This is a genomic window from Mesorhizobium sp. C089B (assembly GCF_030323125.1).
GTDB lineage: Bacteria > Pseudomonadota > Alphaproteobacteria > Rhizobiales > Rhizobiaceae > Mesorhizobium.
The window spans coordinates 5,576,265-5,597,409 of record NZ_CP100469.1; the positions used below are offsets into that span (position 1 = coordinate 5,576,265).

The following is a 21,145-nucleotide window of genomic DNA, read 5'->3' on the forward strand; positions in this document are numbered from 1 at the left end:
TGCAGAAAGAAGTTGTGCCCAGAGGCAATTGAGAAAATATGTGTGCCTTCAGGTCTCACCACGCTCAAAGAAACCAACAGAAATACAACGATATATTCTGTGGGTTATTTCATTCCTCCCGGAATGTCCGACTGATTTGGTCCGACAGCGGCTTCACGAAATAGGAAAGCGCCGTACGCTCGCCCGTCTCGACCATCGCTTCGGCCGGCATACCGGGCACGAGTGTCAGCCCCTTGAGCTTCGTCAGTTCCGCCTGCGGAACCGACAGGCGCACCAGGTAGTACGAAATGCCGTTTTTTTCATCCGTCGCCAGATCGGCTGCGATCCGGCTGACATATCCGTTCAATATCGGCGTGGTTCTCAGATTGAAGGCTGACATCCGCAGCACGGCCTTGTGACCAAGCTGGATTTGGTCGATGTCCTTCGGGGTGATTCGTACTTCAAGCGCAAGATCGTCGCCTTCCGGCACGATTAGCATGATCGGATCGGCGGGCGTAATCACTCCGCCGACCGTATGAACTGCGAGTTGTTGAATGGCGCCTGACTGCGGCGCGACGATATCGATCCGCCGCAGTTCCTGTTCAACCGCCACCTTGCGCTCAACATACTCCCCGATCTGCGCCTGAACCTCTCTGAGCTCCTGGCCGACTTCCGACTTGAAATCCTGATCGATCTGCGGGATCTGCAGGCGCGTTTCGGCTATGCGGGCTGCCGTCTGTGCCTGATCTGCGATCTTCTCACCGCGTTCGCCGCCGAAAGTGGCAACCTGGATCTTCAGGCTGTTCAACCGTTGGTCCGAGACAATGCCTTGCTTGCGCAGCCCACTTAGAACAGCAATTTCCTTTTGGAGAACCTCGATCATTTTTTCATAGGCAATTTCCTGCGCCTTGAGTCCTTCGATCTCGTGGTGATATTGAGTAATGCGTTCCGCCAATTGCGCCTGCTTCCCGTTGCGGGATTGCCTGCGGAATTCGAACAGCAGCGTCTCGCTATCTATTGCCGAAGCTACGTCCGGAACATCTCTTCGGGCGAGTAGCCAGTCCGGGAAGGCGATTTCCGCGAGATCGTCACGCTCAGCATCGAGTCGTGCCAGGTAGGCGGCCAGCTCATCGAGCCGCTTGGTGACTATGGCGAGATTGGCGCGCGTCTGGGTGGCATCGAGCCGCATGAGGATGTCGCCGGCTTTTACTTTATCCCCTTCGCGCACCAGGATTTCTCCGACCACCCCGCCAGTCGGGTGCTGCACCTTCTTGACATAGGAAACGACGACAAAGTGTCCGGACGCTACAACCGCACCGGAGAGATTCGTGAAGGTCGCCCAGGCTCCGGCTCCTCCCACAAAGATCACGCTCGCCAGAAGGCCCGCCACCAGGTGCCGGCGAATGGAGCTTGAAACGTCATTGTTCTGATCAATGCCGGACACCGGTATCCTCCATGTCAGCGCGCTCTGCCACGTGATCCTGTGTAGACTCGATGGCCTTCAGGACTTTGGAACGCGCACCGAATGCTCGCTGCCGTCCACCTTCCATCACCAACACCAAATCGACGGCGCGGATGACGCTCGGCTGATGGCAGACGACAACCGCAATGCCCTTGCGCTCGCGCACGGAGGCGATCGCCTTAGCGACTGCAGCTTCGCCTTCCGCATCGAGATGGGTATTGGGTTCATCCAGCACAACAAGGAAAGGGTCTCGATAAAGGGCACGGGCAAGACCGATAAGCTGGCGCTGCCCGGCGGAAAGTGCCGATCCGACCTCACCGACCGGAGTTTCGTATCCGTGCTCAAATCGGAGGATCAGTTCGTGCGTGCCCGCTGCTTTCGCCGCGGCGACAATAGCCTCAGGGTCAGGATCATCTTCAAAACGAGCAATGTTTTCGGCAATGGTGCCGTCGAACAGCTCAACACCTTGTGGCAGATAGCCGATATGACGGCCTAGTGCTTCCCGGTCCCATTGATCGAGGCTTGCGCTGTCAATGCGAACCTTCCCGGCGACCGGCGTCCATGCGCCGACGATGGCGCGCGAGAGTGTCGACTTGCCCGAGCCCGATGGACCGATGACCCCGAGTGCGCTTCCCGCCTGAATGACAAACGCAAGGCCGGTCACGGTCAGCTTGCTTTCGCCGGGCGGAACGATTGTCACGCTTTCCAAGCGCAGTTCGCGTTCAGGTGCAGGCATAGGCACAACAGGAGCGGTTTCAGGAACCTTTTCCAAGAGGTCCTCAAGCCGCGCCCAACTCTGGCGCGCAATGAGGAAGGGTTTCCAGCTTGAAATGGCCAGATCGACCGGAGCCAGTGCACGCCCCATCATTATCGAACTGACAATCATGACCCCGGCCGTAGCCTCCTGCCTGACGACAAGGTACGCACCGACGGCAAGAATGGCCGATTGCACCTGCAGGCGCAAGTCGGCATTGCAACGCGCTGCTTGCAGCAGACCATTGCGTGCCATGTTGTGGGCAACGGTATCGCTTATCGGCCCTTGCGAGAGAGTGTTGGCAAGGAGTGTCAGAGATGTGAGACCGACCGCCCCGATAAGTGCCGTCATGCCGATCCAGAAATGAAGGAGGAAGCAAATGCCGAGATAAAACAGCATCCATGGCAGATCGAAGAACGCTGTCGGACCGTTTCCACCTAAGAAGCCGCGAACATTGTCGAGATCGCGAAGCGGCTGCAAGCCGTCGCCCGGCATGCGCGTTGAAAGCGGAAGGCGAACGATCGCATCGTGAACGCGTCCGGAAAACTGACCATCGAAACGCTCGCCAATCCGCAGCAGCACGCGGGCGCGCAAAATGTCGAGCAGGCATTGGAACGCATAAAGCCCCGCAGCAAGCACGACGAGCCCCACTAGCGTGGATACGCTGCCACTTGCCAGAACGCGGTCATAGACCTGAAGCATGAACAGCGGCGAGATCAGCGCAAGCACGTTGACCACGCCGCTGATCAACATAATGCCCCAAATCGCGGATGTCAGAGGGAAGGGTCTCAAAGCTGAATCCTTTGGAATGGTTGTCACGTAAGTCTCCGGAGGCTGGCGACCCGGCTCCCTATATTGCTCCCCGACCGGCAACCGACTGCATCCGCTCGCTGGTTCAGGATCAGTGCTCCCGCCGAATATGTTTGGTCCCGGCATTTAATGGAGCGGGTCAACAACACCGTCCGGCTGAAGGTTTGGAAGGGATTCATCGTGGTCGGCCGCAAGGGCCCGAACAGGCGAATCCGCCTCCACACCTTCAGGAGATTTCGGTGCACGACCAGCGCGACGCGCAGGGCTTGGTCAAGCTATCCACGCTGCGACTGCTCCCGGGCGCCCCTCGGGCGCCCCGGCCCAGGCAAGTAGCGGAACGGGAAAGCGCCCGCCCAGGGGGCGGGGCGGGCGCGGTTCCGTATGGGTTTCTGGATCAAACGAAGGTGAAGTCCGACGCGGTCAGGCCTAGGTCGGCCACGGTGACTACACCGCCCAGGTGGGCGAACTCGTGCGCGCTGCCGTCGGCGGTGACATAGGCCAGAGTTGCGAGTCTGTCGGTGTAGCTGCTTTGGTAGACAATGATGTCGCCGGCGTGCTCGCCGGAGATCGCACTCGCCGCCTCATTAGCAGAGTTGAAAGATTCGCCAGTGATCACCACGACGTGTTCGCCGTTCGCACCCGAGGCCGCACCGCTGTAGAAGCTGCTCACCGGGTAGCCGGACTGTATGCTGGCGTTGTTGACGAAGTTCGCGCCAAAACCGTCGTTGTAGAGGCCTACCGCATCGAAGGCGAACTTGTCCTCCGCCGGGTTGAAATCGGTGATAGTGGTAATGTCCGACGTCGACCCGACAACCCCAGGCACCGGATTGTGGAACTGGAACACGAACGTGTCACTGTCGGTGCCCCCGGTCAACGTGTCCTGGCCGTCACCCACGTAGAGGACATCCTGGCCGGGACCGCCGCTGAGCCTGTCATTGTCCTCACCGGAGACGCGCGCGTTGAAGCGGCCGTTGTCGCCGGAGAGATCGTCCCAGCCATCTCCGCCGAAGATGCGGTCGTTACCCTCGCCGCCGATGGCTCGGTCACTGCCCGGGCCACCCGAGATCTCGTCGTTGCCGCCACGACCGTCAATCCAGTCACCGCCCTGGAAACCCTCCATCCAATCTTCACGCTCGGTGCCGATGAGTGTTTCGGCACCCGCGCCACCCTCGATAATGTTTGCCATCGAAAAATACTCCTAATGATGTCCCTGCCTGAGTCGTTCATATTCGTCATCGGACAATTGGAGAAATCGATTGCTTGGATAGGCACACATTTACGAAATGGATGCACTCTCGTTCGCTTCGCCCTTCTGCTGAGCAGTTGCGGGCTCGCAGGCGGCGGGGACCGGAAACAAGCGCTCTCGCAGCCAATCGTCCAGCCCGTCAACGCGGTCGGCCGAACAGGTTTACCAAACGGAACGGTCCCGCCGTGGCGGAGATACCGACGCACCGTGTTGCGCGCGCACCCGAATTCCTTCGCCCATCGGTTCGCTCCACCAGCCAAGTTCATGCAGCCGCAGCATCGCTGCTACCTCTTAGGCTGAAGCATCGGCTCTCTCCACATCGTTCTCGACAATGCAGGAATCTCCCAATTCCAATCGCCATCCATGCCTCCTCTCATAGTCGAGGGGGGAGCAGTTTCTCAATTTGCGGACAACTGAGACGTCCGGTGCTCTTAGGCAGAGGAATCATACGAGATCCCTCCTGCAACATCATTTCACGCATCCACAAGCTTGCCGGATCACTATTGTGGAGCGCAGGCCATTGGATGGCCTCCGTGAATGCGGGAGGAAGTGGTGGCGGAAGTTGGACAATCCGCAGGGGTGTTGTTTTTGCGAAATGCTGCGCCAGCCGTAAGGGCATGGTCCCGATGCGGCTGGTGCCGGATACAACGGGCGGGATCAGGCTAAAGCCGTGTACGACAACTTCGATACGTCTCTCGAAACCGTGCTCAAGCAGATACCATTCCTCGACGGAGAGCTGCCGGGTGTCCCCGAATTTGAGGACAACCTGCCCCATCGATAAGTATCGCTCCAATGTAAGTGGCTCTGACAGCTGCTTGTTCGTGCGGCAGCCTACGCATACGAGCTTATCTTCGAACAGGGCTGCGCGAGGATGTTTCGACATGAATACTTCCGGCATGATCAGAAAATCAACGTCGCCGCGCCGGAGAAGCTCCTCGGGGTCGTCGGAAATAGGGAGACATTCAAAGCGGACGGCGGGAGCTTCCCGCGCAGCACGTTCTACGATCTTCTTAAAAAATACGAGCGTGATGTAATCGGAAAGGATGATCCGGAAGCGACGATCCGATTGGGCTGGGTTGAAGGCGTCCCAGGAAATAATCGATAGCTGGATGTGCAGCAATGCCTCCCTGACTGCTGGGGCGAGCCCCTCAGCGCGCGGTGTCAAAATGAGCTCGCGGCCGCTCATCGTAAATAGCTCATCGCTGAAATAGGCGCGTAACCGAGCAACGGCGGCGCTCATTGCCGGCTGGCTCAGGTTAATACTGCGGGCCGCCGCGGTGACTTTACGTTCCCTGACCAGAGCGTCCAACACAACGAGGAGGTTCAGATCGAGTCCTTTAAAACGCATGTCTTGATCTAGGCGGCGTGTGAATGGGTTGCGCCCAAACATCCAATTCGAATGGTGAGTAGCGTCAACGCATCAGCCTTCGACGAAAAAGAGCAATCGAAAAGAAGAAGGGCAAAACCGTGTATATGCAAAGCGCGCCGATATGCAGGCCCATTTTGTCAATCGGACGGCCAAGCATCGCTGGACGAATGAGGTCGACTGCATGTGCGAGCGGCAATAAGGAGGCAGCATACTGAAAAGCGCCGGGCAATTGGTTGACCGGAAACATCGCGCCGCAAAGGAACAGCATGGGTGTAATAACAAGCGTATTATAAAATATGAAATATTCATAGCTGGGCGCAAGCGCCGTGACGACCATCGCTAGACTCGCGAAGGCGAGGCCATTGAGAGCGATGACTGGCAGCAAGCAGAGGATGGATGGCCACGATGCGTATCCGAGCGTGGTGGCAACAATAGTGATTGCTGTGCCCGCCATGAGGGCCTTCGTGGCTGCCCACGCCAATTCGCCGAGTAAGATATCGCCGAGCGTCAGCTGAGTGCATAGCATTCCTTCCCAGGTGCGCTGGTCGCCCATGCGGCCGAAACTCCCGTAGACCGTTTCAGCGGTCGCCGATGCCATCACGCTTGTGGCAACCATGCCAGCCGCGAGAAACGCAATGTACGAAGTGCCCTCAACAGGACCTATCATTGTTCCGATGCCAAAGCCGAGACCGAACAGATAGATCATCGGATCGGCGAGGTTGCCGAGAACCGATGCAAGCCCGATTTTCTTCCATCCAAGATAGTTGCGGCGCCAAACCGCGACCCAATTCCACGCATTGGCGGGCATGCCCGCCGCATAACGTTCGCCCATTGTTCAGTCCTCCATCTCGCGCCCGGTTAACCGCAAAAACACATCCTCGAGATTGGGGGACGCTGCAGAAGGCGTAGACCCGTGCGCCCGCGTAGCTGCGCCAGCACCTGCTCCGGATCGGGTGCATAGCAAAAAAGCGTCTCACCGCTCACCTCGATGCGCTGTGCGTACGGCCGGATCAGCGCACCCAGTTCATGCGGATTGCCGCCGTAGACCTCGACCACGTCACAGCCGATCTGCTCGTCAATGAGTTCGGACGGGCGACCTTCGGCGATCTTGCGCCCCTCCTCCATAACGCACAGCCGATCGCACAGCCGCTCGGCCTCTTCCATGAAATGGGTAGTCAAAAGAATAGTCTTGCCCCGCGCCAGCAGCGATCGCAGCCGATCCCAGATCAGGTGGCGGGCCTGCGGATCGAGGCCGGTGGTCGGCTCGTCCATCACCAGCAAGTGCGGGTCATTGATCAGCGCACGCGCGAGCGTCAGGCGCCGCTTCATGCCGCCGGACAGTTCGGCGACGCGCGCATCCGCTTTGTTCTCGAGGCGGGCGAACTCAAGCAGCGATGGTATGACCGCATCGATCTGGCGTCTGCTCATCCGGAAGTAGCGCCCGAACACCAACAGGTTCTCGCGTACAGTGAACGCGGCATCAAGATTGTCGAACTGCGGGACCACGCCGATGCGCATACGTGCCAAACGCGCGCGCGCCGGCACTGGAGCGCCGAGCACAGTAATCTTCCCCGCATCAGGCGATGTCATGCCGAGGACCATACGCGCAATCGTGCTTTTGCCCGCGCCGTTCGGTCCCAAGAGCCCGAAGCATTCCCCCGCCGCAACGCGGAACGACAGCCTGTCGACAACGAGCTTGTCATAAGTTTTGCTTACGTCAGTAAGGTCGATCGCTACCATGGACATGGGTTCATTTTACCGAGAGGGACGACAAAACTGGCGGTTGCTTGGTTGCCTGCCGACCTGAAACTGTGACTCGTCTTCGCCATCCCCGCCGTCGATAACGAACTGATCGACATCACAAGGATCTAGCCGCTGCTCCGCTAAAGCGGCAACAATTGCGTCGAGATTATCGATGGATTGGTAACGCGGATCGTTGTGCCGCTTTTCCTGGTCAACGCAGAAGACGAGCCGTCCATCCTCGACCAGGGCGATCGCCCCATCATGGGTCAGCTTGGTACCACAGATGCGCATAGTGTCTCCACGTTAACGGCGATAGATTCGATTCATCAGGAAGCGGAAATCGGGTTCCGGAAACGGACGAGCAAGCAGTCTTCGTTGACCGACTCGCCCCGACACTCAAGACGCTCTACCTCGATCAACGTTTCGTTCAGCATGGCGATGACCGGCTCAGCACCAGCGGCGTGACCCCAGCGACGGCAATTAGCATCCCTTGCCGATCCGAAGATCAGATGCCCGCCTGGCGCAAGCACCCGCACCAGGTTTTTGACGGCCGCGCGCATCTCGGCTATGTCTCCGAGGTAGTAGAGGACCTCCGCCACAACGATCAGGTCAAACAACTCGTTGGTCGAAAACTGTTGAACATCGGAGACTATCCAGTTGATGCGCGACGGCTCCTTTATCCGTTGACGTGCTCGAGCAATCGCTTGCGCCACGACATCGATGACGGTGAGCCCTTGGCAGTAGGGGGCTAGTTTTTCCGTGAATGCGCCGGCAGCGCACCCGACTTCGAGGGCATTTGTAATGGAGCCTTGGGCAAGCGCCAGCTGGAGCATTTGCGTGTGGCGCTTCTGCTCGAACGGATTGCCGTCGAGGCGCCACGGATCGTCTGCGGCCAATTCCCGATCAAGCAACTGATGATTCGCGTTCTGGGTCAAACTCGTGCACCTCTCGTCCATCAGGTAAGTAGCGATCACTCGTCGCCGCAAATGTTGTCCGACAGGACTAATTCCGAAGAATCCCGCGCAAGATTGAGCCTGCGAAGCGGAGCCGAATGGGGCGAGAATTCTGCCCTGCTGGAACCAGTGATCGGAGTTTGGGTGGGGGCCTGTTTTCCCCCAGTGTTCGATGTAGCGACAGCAGAGCTTCGTGACAGCCAATCGCTATTGCTCAAGGTACACAGCGCGTAGGCCTTCAACGGAAGCAAGAGAAAGACGTTGATGAACGTGTGCAGCGAAAAGCCAAGAAATCGAAATTGTCGAGCACGAAATGCTACCACGCTGCATCGGAGCATGGTCATGGACACAATCATCAGTCCTGTCCACCAAGGCACAGTGCCTGTCAGTGCGAAATGTGCGAGGCCCGTTAATACCGATAGGGCGAGGAGTAGCGCGCCGAGATTCTGTCCGACCACGTCCAACGTGAGATAGCTATTTAGGCTAGGCAGCAAGCGCAGCCCAAGCAGCGTGTCCCGGAATGTGCTTCGTGCCCAACGGAGTTGTTGGCGCAGATACGGTCCGAGTCTGTTCGGAACGACTGTGGCCGCGATGGCGCTCGGAACGTATTCGGTTCGAAAGCCTGCTTTCAGCATCAGGATAGTGAGATGGCGATCCTCACCGAAGTCGCTTGGCTTGCCCCGAAAAAATTGCGACTCGTACTGGTCCAGTAACAAAAGGAGCGCAGACCGGCGGTACATGGCACATGGGCCGCAACAGCACATAACGGCACCGAAGCGAGCCTGTGCCGCGCGCTCCTCGTTGCAAGCCAGCCAGTACTCCATGTCTATCAGCCTGGTCAGCCAGCTCTCGGTTCGGTTACTGGCCGTCAACTGACCCATGACTGCGCCGACCGCTGAATCTCGCATCTTCGGTACAAGCTTGGAAATGACGTCGGGTGCGAGTACCGTGTCTGAATCAACGTTAAGCACCAGATCCCCTGATGAGCGGCGTATCGCGGCGATCTGCGCCTTGCGCTTTCCAACATTCTCGGGAAGCAAAATGATGTCGAACCTGGGGTCGCGCGCGTAGTCTTCGTGGACAGTTCCTAAGGCTTCGCGATTTCCAGAACCGTCATCAACCAAATAGACCCGAAGTCTTCCGGCGTATTCTTGGTCTGCAATGGAAGCCAGGCACTCTGAAAGCGTGCGCGGATCCTCGTTGAAGCAGGGGACGATGACATCCACGCTGGGCAGTTTGTCGGAGCCGACGAGAACCTCCAACGCCGACGAATCCTTTGTCGGCATAGCATAAAGCCCTTGCATGCTCTTATAGGCAGTCGAGAGCAGTGCATAAAGCGAAATGGCCACAGTGCTGGTTGTACCAAGAAGTGTCATGGGATCTCGTTTGTTCAGTGATGTTGAGGAAGTGAGCGGATTACAAATCCGCGCTCACGCAGTGCTGGAATCAGCCGGGACAGCGCCGTGACCGTCTGGTCGCGCATGCCGGCGTGAGCGCCCTGGCTCAACTCGCCGGGAGGGCATCCGTCGTGCAAGAGTACAATTGCGCCCGGCCGGACAGAGGCGAGCACTCTATCAATAATCGCCTCGACTCCAGGGCGAGACCAATCTCGAGGGTCGACGGACCAATGAAGGGCCGCCAGCCCGGCGATCTGTGATGCTGTGCAGACTTCTTCGCTCCAGGCGCCGTAGGGCGCGCGAACAAAGCGGACCGAGGCCTGCGGGCACGCTCTCATGATGGCGTCGTTCGCTTCAAAGACCTCACGTTGCACTTCGCCGAAACCGCATTGGTACAGGTCCGGATGAGACATCGTGTGGTTGCCTACCTCGTGCCCTTCTGCGATCATCCGTTGGATTAGATCTGGGTGCTCTAAGGCGTAGGCGCCGATGACGAAGAAAGTCGCCGGCACCCGCTGCTCTGCCAGCACGTCGAGAATCTCCGGTGTGAAAAGTGGATTGGGACCGTCGTCAAACGTCAGATAAACGCTTCGACGGCCGGTGCCGTCAGAGCACTCACGGCGCACTTCGTACAAGCAATCGGACCAGCTCATAGCTCTGGTCCGTTCCGATCTATCATCGTGCCCGTGGGCCATTCGCTGATCGGCCGTCCAACTGGCAGAACAATGGTGAGTGCGTCATCGATGCGTGTGGGCGGCAGGTCGAGGCGGGCCTCTGGTCGGGTGGAGCGCACGCGAATTCCCGACAAAACGGCCATAGGGCTGTATCGCCGTCCGAACCTCTCAACATGATTCCGCAGCGCGTCCCTGACCGTTCCGAAAGCGAATGGAACGCCAAGCTCCTGCAGTATTGGAAGCATGACATGGATTGAATGGGCGATTCCCAGACCCTCAAGGTCCGGACGTACCCCGTACAGGCCCAGCTCAGCCACCAACAGGTCGACCGCGTCGACCTTGATGAAACGGCGCAGTATGCCCATGTGAGCCGCTACACCGCTTGAATCATAGGCGATTACGCGGAGTTCAGGCCTGGCTCCGGCCCAGCTTCGACTACCTTCGAACGGTTCTGCGTTGGACGCCCCAGTCGGCCCGTACGTATCACGAAAGAACTCGGCGAGCTTAACGTGATCGGAGAGCTGCAACTCGTTTTCCCAGCACAACTTCCACTGCACCTGATGGCGCATTCAGGACCTCTCTTCATATTGGTTTTTGCGGCCGCATTACTCGACCAAAGCGGCGTTGGTGGCTGCACTCAGCCGTTGTCGTTGGCGAAGGTGAGCCAGACGCTCTCTCGAGTTCCGGCCCGTGTCGTCGATTTGAGCTTGACGTCGCTCACTTTCCGTTCCTCTAATGCATGGCTCGTAAATTCGTAAAATTGATTGTTTGAATGATACGCATCCACACGTTGGATAGAACATGACATGCGTTTTAAAGGGCTGGATCTAAATCTCCTCGTTGTGCTGGACGCTCTGATGAGGGAGCGTAAAGTCACTGCCGCGGCTCGCAGTATCAACCTGAGCCAGCCGGCCATGAGCGCCGCCGTTGCTCGGCTACGCGCCTATTTCAGCGATGAGCTATTTACGATGAGCGGCCGCGAGCTCATTTTGACGCCGCGCGCCGACGGGCTCGCCCCAGCAGTCCGGGACGCATTGCTGCACATCCAGCTATCGATTATTTCCCCCGACGCCTTCAACCCGGCCCAATCGGATCGTCTCTTCCGAATCATGCTTTCCGATTACATCACGCTCGTATTTTTTAGGAAGATAGTAGAGCGCGCTGCGCAGGAAGCTCCCGCCGTTCGCTTTGAATGTCTGCCTATTTGCGACGACCCCGAGGAGCTTCTCCGGCGCGGCGACGTTGATTTTCTGATCATGCCGGAAGTGTTCATGTCGAAACATCCTCGCGCAGCCCTGTTCGAAGATAAGCTCGTAGGCGTAGGCTGCGGCACGAACAAGCAGCTGTCGGAGCCACTTACATTCGAGCGATACTTGTGCATGGGACATGTTGTGCTCAAATTCAGGCACACCCGGCAGCCCACCATGGAGGAATGGTATTTGCTCGAGCACGGTTTCGAGAGACGTATCGAAGTTGTCGTACAGGGCTTTAGCCTGATCCCGCCCGTCCTGTCAGGCACCAACCGCATCGGGACCATGCCCTTACGGCTGGCGCAGCATTTCGCAAAAGCAACACCCCTGCGGATTGTCCAACTTCCGCCGCCACTTCCTCCTCCTGCATTCACGGAAGCCGTCCAATGGCCTGAGCTTCACAATAGTGATCCGGCAAGCATGTGGATGCGGGAAATGATGTTGCAGGAGGCATCTCGCCTGGCGCCTTTGCCTGAAATCATTGAGCGTCTCGGGCACGCCGATCCGACCTTTCGTTTCTTGGTACCGACTGCCACCTCGAAATCGCGTGCGAAGTCCCGGAAGATGTTAAGCCCCACCTAATCGCCCCCTGTAGACGGGCCGATCAGCATCTCGACAAGCGCCGGCGCGGCGCGTGTTGCCTACGTTCTGGGGCTGATCTCAGGCGAGTTGCTCGTCGAGGATGTGTGGCAGAGTGATGCCAGCTGCCTTGATTGCCCGCCTTGGCCGTAGGTGGTGACGACGCGAGCATTCTTTCGATGGCGGCTTCTGGAGGCGGACGCGATCGCGTCGGAGCGGTTGCCCTTCGGGCGTCGGGCCTTTGGCCCGGCAGAGCGGCGCAGTTCCTTGCTAAGTGCGAGGGGCCGGAACGAGCAGAACACACGCCCGGGCTGCTACTGAATTGACTGCCGCCTCGATTTGCGTGCGAAGTCCCAGAAGATGGTTAGCCCGGTTAAATTCCTGCCTTGCCGGCTGTGCCGCGGCTTTTCACGTGCAGCCAGGCGAGGAGATGGCGGTCGACGAGGTCGACCCCCAAATGGACTGTGCTGGCCTCGCTCGGCTATTGCCGTGCGGGATCATTGACCACACCCCCTTCACGAGAACGTCGGGCATGTTGGCAGTAAAGCCGGTGGAGGTTGACGCTGCGGATCTAGGCAATCTACCTCGCGCTTCCGCCTTAAGGCGCCGCCGATACCCAATTGGCTCTTCGTCCTGGGCCGCGGCTAGGGCCCGGGGGTGCGCCCACCCGTGTGGAGGGACCATCATTCAACTTTCTCTCGTTATGAAAGGAAACTCCCGCTTATGAACCTTCATATATTTTCCGGCAGATGGATGTCGAACGGCAGAAATGTCTGGCCGGGTGTTTCAGCGGTGCCGGTCTCGATAGCCCGTGTCATCAGCGTTATCAGCTCCTGGCAAAGCCGGCGCATTGGCGTGGCGACCGCCATCGTGACGATGTTATCTGCGAGCGCTGCCCGAGACTCAGGTGTGATTTCATTCACGATCGCGACGAGATCCCGACTTTTGCCCTCTTCTCGGAGCGCGGAGATGGCGCCCTCCATGCCGCCGCCGGCGACATAGAAGCCGACGAGCTCGGGCTCCCGCTGCATGAGATCAAGCGTTGCCTCGTAGGTGATCTGCCGTTTCTCGAGGTTCATGACCGGATCCAGCACCTCGAACGTGGGCGCGTTCTCACGGCAATAGGAGCGAAAGCCGACGTCACGGAGCTCGTGCCCCTGGAAACGATGGCTGCCGACAAACACCGCCACTTTGCCGGGCCGTTTTGCGACCTTGGACACCATCCAAGCGGCCGTGCGCCCCACCTTGCGGTTGTTGAGGCCGATATACCCCTGTCGCACGCCGGCGGCGAAGTCGGAAAGCAGCGAGAAAACCGGAATGCCCTTGGCCTTGAGGTCCTCAACCGCTGCTGTGATTTTCGGGTGGTCCGGTGCCACCATCGCGATTGCATGGCAGCGTGCGCCCAACTCCTTGAGCGGCGCGATCAGGTCGCTCGGCATATGTGACGGGGCGAATTCGACGAGCGGAATGCCGTGGAAGGACTGGGCCAAATTGACCGATGCTTCGACCTCGCGCGCAAAATCTTGGTAGAAATGCTGGGCCGGTTTTCTCAAGATGAAGCCCAGACGGTAGTGCGGTAGGTCTCGCCGCAACCGCTGCTTGATTAGCCCGGCAGCATGATAGCCGATCGCCTGGGCGGCGTCGTGGACCCGCCGCGCGGTCTCCTCGCGCACCGGATGGCGGGCGTTCAGAACCCGATCGATCGTTGCTACGCTGACTCGGGCTTCGCGGGCGAGATCGGCAATCGTGGGGCGCTTGGTCATAGGTCCTATTCTGATTGGTTTTTGACGCGGGCCGGCTCTCTGTCCGCCTAGCGCGTTTCCGTTTCGGGTGGCGAAGTGAAGACGTCCCCATACGAATGGGCACAACGTGTTGGACGAACATCATTGCAGACGTAAACCGGCCGGGTATACTGAAAGGCTCATTCGCTTAAAGGGCGGTGACGATTTGCACTCACACATTTAGCGCTTCTGATACATGGTCCGTGAGGAGCCGTTTAGAGGCTGCGGGTCGGTCGTTCAGTTATGTGACCAGCTAAGCGACTTGACAGGTCGTGGGCCGCCCACCTTACTTGCAGGAGGGTAGCCGGTTTGATGCCTCGGTAAGCTGATGACCGCTGAAGGCAGCTTTCATCTGTGCTCGGTCCAACTCTCCTTCCCAGCGTGCGACGACGAGGGATGCCACTGCGTTGCCGACGCAATTCGTCAGCGCCCGGCATTCGGACATGAATCGGTCGATGCCGAGTATCAGTGCCATCCCAGCAACGGGAACACTCGGAACTACCGCGAGCGTAGCCGCCAGGGTGATGAAGCCCGCACCTGTCACACCTGCAGCGCCCTTGGAGGAAAGCATTGCTACGAGCAGCAGCAGCACCTGATCGCCGATGGACAGATCCGTGTTCGTCGCCTGTGCGATGAAGAGAGCCGCTAGCGTCATGTAGATATTCGTGCCGTCCAGATTGAACGAATATCCGGCCGGGATGACGAGACCCACAACCGAACGCCTGGCGCCCGCCTTCTCCATTTTCTCCATCAGCGACGGGAGCGCCGCCTCCGAGGAGGACGTTGCGAGGACAAGCAGCAGCTCTTCCTTGATGTAACGAATGAGAGAACAAATCGAAAAGCCGTTGTAGCGGCAGACTGCGCCGAGAACCCCGAACACGAAGAGGAAGGCGGTGAAATAGAACGTCGCGACCAGCATCGCGAGGTTGACTACCGAACCGATGCCATATCTGCCGATGGTGAAGGCCATCGCGCCAAAAGCGCCGATCGGCGCGGCCTTCATCAGAATTCCGACGAGCTTGAAGACAGGCACAATGAGCGCCTGGAGGAAGGAAACGACAGGCTTGCCCGTCTCTCCGGCCATCGCAAGCGCCATGCCGAACAGAACCGAGAAGAACAGCACCTGCAGGATGTCGCCTTCCGCGAAGGCACCGACGATCGTTGGCGGGATGATGTTCATCAGGAAGCCGGTGACCGACTGCGCTTTGGCTTTTGCCGCATAGGTATTCACGGCCTGGACATCGAGCGAGGCCGGATCGATGTTCAGGCCGTCGCCAGGCTGGACGACATTGGCGACGATGAGGCCGACGATCAGCGCGAGCGTTGAGAAGGTGAGGAAATAAACCATTGCCTTGCCGGCGACCCGGCCGACCTTATGAAGATCGTTCATGCCGGCAATGCCGGTCGCAATTGTCAGGAAGATGACAGGCGCGATGATCATCTTGACCAGCTTGATGAAGGCATCACCCAGCGGCTTCAGGCTCTCGCCGGTCTCCGGATAAAAATAGCCAATTGCGACGCCGAGCGCGATGGCGGCAAGCACCTGGGCGTAGAGCTTGGTGTAGAAGGGTTTGCGGGGCGCGGGACTCGCGCCGCGGACTTGTGCAGCTGACACTGTTTCTCTCTCCCTGACCGGATCGAGGTGGCGTGACTTCTCCCGGGCTTCTCCCTATCGCGGCGCTCCGGTCGAACGCTGCACCACCGCCGCCGCAATACCCATGCCAGATGAATCCGCATCACCTGAACTGACGTGGGCTCGCCAATGATGGAGGAATGCGGTGTCAGACCAGCGGGCAAGGCCGCGGTCCGAACGCCCTTGATGGTCTCTGGCAGAGTGCTTGCGGGTCGATCCCTCTGGCTAGCGGCTTTGCTGCAAAAAGCGTGGTGGGTTCCTCATTAGCCGGCTTTGGACCGGGCCCCATCGTTGGCGCCAGCGCGTACCAATAGGTCGCCTGTTCAAGGCCGTCCAGATGACAGGCTAACTTACCCCTGTTCGGAAGCGCTCGTTTCTAGACAGCCTACGACCATGCAGCCACTGCAATCAGATATTCGGACGGCCTTTTGGACGACCAATTTTGCAAATCAACGCCCGCAGCAGGGGCAGCCGTTTCCAAGCGGTCGCATCGTAATCTGTTCAGACTTTTCGATACGCTCATTGAGTGTGCCGATTTCGGCCCCAGGCTGGTGATGGTGCTGACCAAGACGATGCGATTCAGAAGTTGCGGGCACCGCCTACGAAGTCGTACTCGATGCCAGCTTCGCGCCTTCACACGCGACATCGCCGCCGCCTGATCAACTCGAGAAAGATGGCGTCTGCCGCGACCGACCAGTGCCGTTGGCTGTTATTATCGCTCCCGCCCCTCCTTCGCGGGCGCTGGTGAATGGCACGGCCCCGCATTTACACTCCGCGCGGTCAGCGGCTCGGGCAAGGCATGGCCGGCCCAGGTATTTCTGCTTCAACGCAAAGATAGAACTGATGAATCCTATCATAGGCCGCGAGGTTTCCTTTCACAGATGAAAGAAAGCTCGATTGACTATGCCGCCTCGCTCCAGTCTTTTGAAAACAACGTGTGTTTGCCCGGGGCAAGCCAATAACATGGCCAAGCCTCGTGGAGGGAGTAGCCAAGCGATGCGTCAGGGCTAGACCCGCTTTGCACTCGACCACACGGCGGCGGCACGAGTTCACGTCGGAGCATTTTCGCGCGTGCCCGCGATGTCGCGGGCGCACATGCCGCCAGCCTAGATTTGATGGCGCGAGATCGAGGATCACATGCACCACAACATTAGCAAGTCAGAACAGAATGCCCGCGACTGCGGCATATCGCTGCCGAATGCGATAAAGGGTTGTCCAAAGTCCGACACGAATCCTGCGAGTGTGGCATTGCACGAGCGCGCGCTAACCGGCATCTTCGAAATATCGAAAGTACTCGCCGATGCCGCCCGGCTCGAACTCAAGTTGGCCAAGGTAGTCGATCTCCTGCACTCGTTTGTGCAGATGCGGCACGGCATCATCGCTCTCTGCGATGCCGAGGGCGGACTGGACATCACAGTGGCCAGCGGCTGCGGCACGAACGGCAATGAGCCCTCCCGGTCGCGCCTGCCGCGCAACGCCATCGACCAGATTGTGACGACCGACACGCCGCTCCTCGCCGAGGACATAGCGATGCATCCGACCTTCACTGCCGCTGATATCGAGGTGCTTGGGGCCTCCGACACCGTGTCGTTCATCGGCGTTCCCATTCGTGTTGATGGGAACGCCATAGGCGCGCTGACTTTGGACCGGGTTTTGGAAAGCAGGTCAAGCTATCGGCTCGACGATGATGTCCGGCTGCTTACCATGATTGCCAACATGGTGGGACAGACAGTCAAGTTGCATCGCTTCTCCGCGGCCGACCGCGAGCGAACGCCGGAGCTGGAACATCGGCTGCAAACGAAATTTTCTGATGTTAAGCACCCTGCACCCCGGCGCAAAAAGGTCCACGTCGAGGGGATGATTGGTGACAGTCCGGCGATAAGCGCCCTGCTGGAGAAGATCGCGGTCGTAGCCAAGGCAAAAACCACAGTTCTGCTGCGAGGTGAGTCCGGTACCGGGAAGGAGCTGGCTGCCAAGGCAATTCACGAGTTGTCGCCGCGCGCCAAGCGGCCCTTCGTTAAACTCAATTGTGCAGCGCTCCCAGAGACAGTCCTGGAATCCGAATTGTTCGGTCATGAGAAGGGTGCCTTCACAAGCGCATTCAATTCCCGCAGGGGGCGCTTTGAGCTCGCTGACAAGGGGACGTTGTTTCTGGACGAGATTGGCGAGATCTCGGCCTCGTTCCAGGCAAAGCTACTGCGCGTGCTGCAGGAGCAGGAGTTTGAGCGCGTCGGCAGCAATCAGACCATCAAGGTCGATGTTCGCGTGATTGCCGCCACGAACAGGAACCTGGAAGAGGCGGTTGCAAGGAATGAGTTCCGCGCCGACCTATACTACCGCATCAACGTGGTTCCCTTGCTGGTACCAGCATTGCGCCAAAGGCGCAGCGATATTCCGCTCCTCGCAGCTGAGTTTCTCAAGAAGTTCAACGACGAGAACGGCTGTACGCTCACCTTCGATCCGCGTGCGATTGAAGTGCTGATGAAATGTGAGTTTCCCGGCAACATTCGCGAGCTTGAAAATTGCGTGCACCGGACAGCGATCCTGGCCGAGGGACTGTCAATCGGGAGAAACGACTTTGCCTGCTCCCAAGGCCAATGCTTTGCCGAGGCGCTGTGGAAGTGCAGATCGGGCAAGGCCGCGCTGCAACCACCGCCGATCCTGCCGGAGTCAGCGAATTTGGCCACGCCCCCGGACGAGGCCGCCAGTTCGGCCGCGACTAACCCGCTTGCCGGCGCAACCCACCCAATTGGCGCGAGGACGCCCGATATAGAGCGCGTCATTGCTGCCATGGAAAGATGTGGCTGGGTGCAGGCAAAGGCAGCGCGCTTGCTTGGGCTGACCCCGCGCCAGATTGGCTACGTGCTGAGGAAATACGGCGTCGAGATCAAGCGTCTTTGAAAGCATGACCCTGGGCATGAGCTGAGCCGCTTAGCGCCGCGCAGCGATGCAGATCCGCGTCCGCGTCAACTCGATTCGACCGAGGACAGCCTGGCTGAATTCCCATCTCAGCCGGCGCTGCGACCATTGTGTGAAAGGCAACCCTGCCATCGTCAATCCCGTCCGCCATGTTGCTCTCGTTGCGAGCTCATACGGATGCCCCCTGTGTGACTGAAACGGAGTTAAATATGTCCGACGCAAAACTGCAAACTGTGCTTTCGGCTCTTTCGCAAGTGACACGACAGTTGGATGCTCTGCCGTCCAACGGACCAGCGCCGGACGCAAATTTTATCAAGCTGAATACGAATGAGAACCCGTTTCCGTTGCCGCCAATCATAATGCAAAGTGCAGTGGCGGCCCTCAAGCGCCAGTATCTATATCCGGATGACGATAACTTCAGATTGAGGGAAGCAGCGTCCAGCACCTATGGCGTTTCCAGGGATCAGGTCATCGCTGGCAACGGGTCGTCTGAACTGCTCGGACTGATCTACAGAGCTTTCCTCGCACCCGGCGACAAGGTTGCGATGATGTCGCCAGGGTTTTCGTTCAACCGCAAACTTGCCATGCTTCAGGGCGCTGAGTTCCTCGAAATCGGATGTCAAGCTCATTCCCTGCCAATGGAGCAATTGCTTTCCGGTGCGGCAAAAGATGCCAAGTTTATTATGTTGGCCAATCCAAACAATCCGACCGGAACATTCCTCCCGATAAGCGATATCGAATGCCTCGTAGCACAATCGGACCGCTTGATTGTCCTCGATGAGGCCTACGTCGACTTTGCACCCGATCACGGACTGCGCCTCATCAGCCGGTATTCGAACCTTCTGATCTTGAGGTCATTCTCGAAAAGCTATGCCGCCGCTGGCATTCGCGTCGGTTTCGGTTTCGGTCACCCTGAAATTATTGGAAGGCTGCGAAACATCCAGAACGTCTTCAACATGAACGTGATCGGGCATGCCGTTGGTATCAGCGTGCTTGCGCATCGCAGCGCCTACGCAGACAACCACAAGCACATCAAGGATGAACGAGAGCGAGTGACAGTTGCACTATCGCAACTCGGATTTTCCGTAACACCCTCCCGCGCAAATTTCTTGCTGGCCCGTGTGCCCGCGGGACAGGACGGCTCATGGTGGCAAGCAGCATTGGAGAGGCAAAAGATACTTGTCGCGTTTTTTCCAGACAAAGGCTTGGAACACTGTATCCGCGTCAGCATCGGCACAAAAGAGCAGATGGATGAATTTCTTGCTGCCGCTGGCGGCATTGCTGGAAGCTTAACGGTGCCAAGCTCCAGGGGCAGGGAAGCGTCAGGCTCTGCTTCTTCGTTACGCTGACGCTAATCGGCGATCAAACACATCTCTTCCGACTTGCTTGGTGATCCCAGCAAGAAAACAGCCTTCTTTTAAAATCGGGGACTTAAAGAGTGACAAACGTCTTTCCTTCAAACCTGGCTTTCGGCATCTTCGATCATTTGGATGAGGATGGCCGCGATATAGGCCGGCAGTACGAAGATCGCCTCATATTAGCAGAGGCGTGCGATCAGCTAGGGTTCTATGCCTATCATCTCGCAGAACACCACTGTACTCCCCATGGGAGAGGTCCATCGCCGAATCTGTTCTTATCGAGCGTCGCCCAGCGCACCCGGCGCTTGCGTCTCGGACCCTTGGTGATGCTGCTTGCGCTTTATCATCCGCTGCGTGCGTTCGAAGAGATCTGTATGCTGGACCAGTTGAGCGGTGGCAGGCTCGAACTGGGCATAGGGCGCGGTGCTCTCCCGACCGAATTGGGCTACTTCGGGATTGGTGCGGACGCGGTGCCGGGCCGTTATGCCGAAGCCAGCGAAATTCTTATGGAAATACTTGTTAATTCGAGGGAGGTCGGCACGCTATGCTATCAAGGCCGCCATTTTGATCTCAATGACGTTCCTTTGACGCTAAGACCTCATCAGCGTCCACATCCGCCCACATGGGTCGCTGCCAATCGACCCGAGTCCGCAGCTTGGGCCGGTGCGAATGGAACAAATATCGCGTGTGTAGGACCTTCCTCTTCTGTTCGCAAAACTACTGATGCGTTCCGCGCCTATCGAGAGGACAACGCAGGCGGGGGGGATCAAGGGAGATTTGTCGGATTGCTCCGCATGGTCGTGATTGGGCGTTGTGACACACATGCCTATTCGCTCGCGGCACCTGCTTACGCACGCTGGCTCAAGAGCTTCCAATTCCTTTACGAGCTTAACGCTATCCCCACTCCACCAAACTTGCCGCTGACCTTCGATGCGGCAGTCGAGAGTGAATTGTGCGTGGTAGGATCAGCAGAGTCTGTGCGAAAAGCTCTGCTAGATCAGTTGGAAGAGGCAGGTGCCAACTACCTGCTTTGTCAAATGGCATTTGGAAATCTGCCGCTAGATGCTTCCCTTTACACCGCGACGACCATTCAGTCCGAAATCATGGCTCGACTTGGCTGACCATGAAATTCGCGGCCTGAGGTTACATCCTTGTGCAGCGCTCCTCACACCCACGTGCTCGAGCGTGCACGTGGTGGGGCGGGCAATCGGGAGGAGGCCAAACTGACGACGAGCAGG

General features: G+C 58.4%; 15 protein-coding genes and 3 pseudogenes. 4 read left to right on the forward strand and 14 right to left on the reverse strand.

What is annotated here, in order from left to right; translation table 11 throughout:
- Positions 1-109 precede the first annotated feature (109 nt).
- The 12 genes and pseudogenes from NLY44_RS27420 to NLY44_RS27475 form a co-directional block, all read right to left on the reverse strand.
- Positions 110-1,423: an HlyD family type I secretion periplasmic adaptor subunit gene (locus NLY44_RS27420; RefSeq protein WP_023806359.1), complete on the reverse strand. Its 1,314-nt coding sequence runs from the start codon at positions 1,421-1,423 to the stop codon at positions 110-112.
- Complete coding sequence (locus NLY44_RS27425) at positions 1,410-2,948, reverse strand: type I secretion system permease/ATPase (RefSeq protein WP_286457853.1); 1,539 nt, start codon at positions 2,946-2,948, stop codon at positions 1,410-1,412. Before NLY44_RS27425 ends, NLY44_RS27420 begins: the two co-directional genes overlap by 14 nt.
- A 451-nt stretch (positions 2,949-3,399) precedes the next feature.
- A complete protein-coding gene (locus NLY44_RS27430) occupies positions 3,400-4,191 on the reverse strand; it encodes a calcium-binding protein (protein WP_023806358.1) in 792 nt (263 codons plus the stop codon).
- Between the two features lie 165 nt (positions 4,192-4,356).
- Positions 4,357-4,616, reverse strand: a pseudogene (locus tag NLY44_RS27435) (helix-turn-helix domain-containing protein); the annotation flags it as partial.
- An 8-nt stretch (positions 4,617-4,624) separates the two neighbouring features.
- The gene (locus NLY44_RS27440; RefSeq protein ID WP_023806356.1) at positions 4,625-5,599 is read right to left on the reverse strand and encodes a LysR family transcriptional regulator; all 975 of its coding nucleotides are present in this window, start codon (positions 5,597-5,599) and stop codon (positions 4,625-4,627) included.
- Between the two features lie 64 nt (positions 5,600-5,663).
- Positions 5,664-6,452 (reverse strand): ABC transporter permease, encoded by a 789-nt coding sequence (locus tag NLY44_RS27445; protein ID WP_023806355.1) that lies wholly within the window; start codon positions 6,450-6,452, stop codon positions 5,664-5,666.
- Positions 6,453-6,455: 3 nt separating this feature from the next.
- A pseudogene (nodI, locus tag NLY44_RS27450) lies at positions 6,456-7,366 on the reverse strand (nodulation factor ABC transporter ATP-binding protein NodI).
- Positions 7,367-7,420: 54 nt separating this feature from the next.
- A pseudogene (locus tag NLY44_RS27455) lies at positions 7,421-7,654 on the reverse strand (carbamoyltransferase N-terminal domain-containing protein); the annotation flags it as partial.
- Between the two features lie 35 nt (positions 7,655-7,689).
- Complete coding sequence (gene nodS, locus NLY44_RS27460; protein ID WP_023806353.1) at positions 7,690-8,298, reverse strand: nodulation methyltransferase NodS; 609 nt, start codon at positions 8,296-8,298, stop codon at positions 7,690-7,692.
- Between the two features lie 35 nt (positions 8,299-8,333).
- Positions 8,334-9,692, reverse strand: coding sequence for a chitooligosaccharide synthase NodC (gene nodC, locus NLY44_RS27465; RefSeq protein WP_023806352.1), 1,359 nt, complete (start codon positions 9,690-9,692; stop codon positions 8,334-8,336).
- 14 nt (positions 9,693-9,706) lie between these two features.
- Positions 9,707-10,366, reverse strand: coding sequence for a chitooligosaccharide deacetylase NodB (gene nodB / locus NLY44_RS27470; protein WP_023806351.1), 660 nt, complete (start codon positions 10,364-10,366; stop codon positions 9,707-9,709).
- Positions 10,363-10,956, reverse strand: a complete 594-nt coding sequence (locus NLY44_RS27475) for a NodA family N-acyltransferase (RefSeq protein ID WP_023694280.1) — start codon at positions 10,954-10,956, stop codon at positions 10,363-10,365. Before NLY44_RS27475 ends, nodB begins: the two co-directional genes overlap by 4 nt.
- A 237-nt stretch (positions 10,957-11,193) precedes the next feature.
- Here NLY44_RS27475 and NLY44_RS27480 point away from each other — a divergent pair, with 237 nt between their 5' ends.
- Entirely contained in the window at positions 11,194-12,219 is a 1,026-nt protein-coding gene (locus tag NLY44_RS27480; RefSeq protein WP_023806350.1) for a LysR family transcriptional regulator, read from the forward strand.
- A 728-nt stretch (positions 12,220-12,947) separates the two neighbouring features.
- On the opposite strand, the gene NLY44_RS27485 is transcribed toward NLY44_RS27480, so the two are convergent.
- Positions 12,948-13,979, reverse strand: a complete 1,032-nt coding sequence (locus tag NLY44_RS27485; RefSeq protein ID WP_023672231.1) for a LacI family DNA-binding transcriptional regulator — start codon at positions 13,977-13,979, stop codon at positions 12,948-12,950.
- Between the two features lie 304 nt (positions 13,980-14,283).
- Entirely contained in the window at positions 14,284-15,612 is a 1,329-nt protein-coding gene (locus tag NLY44_RS27490) for a dicarboxylate/amino acid:cation symporter (protein WP_023706359.1), read from the reverse strand.
- A gap of 1,155 nt (positions 15,613-16,767) precedes the next feature.
- Here NLY44_RS27490 and nifA point away from each other — a divergent pair.
- The 3 genes from nifA (at position 16,768) to NLY44_RS27505 (ending at position 21,028) form a co-directional block, all read left to right on the forward strand.
- Positions 16,768-18,531, forward strand: coding sequence for a nif-specific transcriptional activator NifA (gene nifA / locus NLY44_RS27495; protein WP_023816886.1), 1,764 nt, complete (start codon positions 16,768-16,770; stop codon positions 18,529-18,531).
- A gap of 227 nt (positions 18,532-18,758) precedes the next feature.
- Positions 18,759-19,898, forward strand: a complete 1,140-nt coding sequence (gene hisC, locus NLY44_RS27500; protein ID WP_023806348.1) for a histidinol-phosphate transaminase — start codon at positions 18,759-18,761, stop codon at positions 19,896-19,898.
- 89 nt (positions 19,899-19,987) lie between these two features.
- Positions 19,988-21,028, forward strand: a complete 1,041-nt coding sequence (locus NLY44_RS27505) for an LLM class flavin-dependent oxidoreductase (protein WP_023806347.1) — start codon at positions 19,988-19,990, stop codon at positions 21,026-21,028.
- The last annotated feature ends 117 nt before the right edge of the window (positions 21,029-21,145 follow it).

What these genes read in the sequence shown, in the direction of transcription:
- NLY44_RS27425 (WP_286457853.1), bottom strand. Translation starts at nt 2,948, where the DNA reads ATGTTGATCAGCGGCGTGGTCAACGTGCTTGCGCTGATCTCGCCGCTG.
- NLY44_RS27430 (WP_023806358.1), bottom strand. Translation starts at nt 4,191, where the DNA reads ATGGCAAACATTATCGAGGGTGGCGCGGGTGCCGAAACACTCATCGGC.
- NLY44_RS27440 (WP_023806356.1), bottom strand. Translation starts at nt 5,599, where the DNA reads ATGCGTTTTAAAGGACTCGATCTGAACCTCCTCGTTGTGTTGGACGCT.
- NLY44_RS27445 (WP_023806355.1), bottom strand. Translation starts at nt 6,452, where the DNA reads ATGGGCGAACGTTATGCGGCGGGCATGCCCGCCAATGCGTGGAATTGG.
- nodC (WP_023806352.1), bottom strand. Translation starts at nt 9,692, where the DNA reads ATGACACTTCTTGGTACAACCAGCACTGTGGCCATTTCGCTTTATGCA.
- nodB (WP_023806351.1), bottom strand. Translation starts at nt 10,366, where the DNA reads ATGAGCTGGTCCGATTGCTTGTACGAAGTGCGCCGTGAGTGCTCTGAC.
- NLY44_RS27475 (WP_023694280.1), bottom strand. Translation starts at nt 10,956, where the DNA reads ATGCGCCATCAGGTGCAGTGGAAGTTGTGCTGGGAAAACGAGTTGCAG.
- NLY44_RS27480 (WP_023806350.1), top strand. Translation starts at nt 11,194, where the DNA reads ATGCGTTTTAAAGGGCTGGATCTAAATCTCCTCGTTGTGCTGGACGCT.
- NLY44_RS27485 (WP_023672231.1), bottom strand. Translation starts at nt 13,979, where the DNA reads ATGACCAAGCGCCCCACGATTGCCGATCTCGCCCGCGAAGCCCGAGTC.
- nifA (WP_023816886.1), top strand. Translation starts at nt 16,768, where the DNA reads ATGCACCACAACATTAGCAAGTCAGAACAGAATGCCCGCGACTGCGGC.
- hisC (WP_023806348.1), top strand. Translation starts at nt 18,759, where the DNA reads ATGTCCGACGCAAAACTGCAAACTGTGCTTTCGGCTCTTTCGCAAGTG.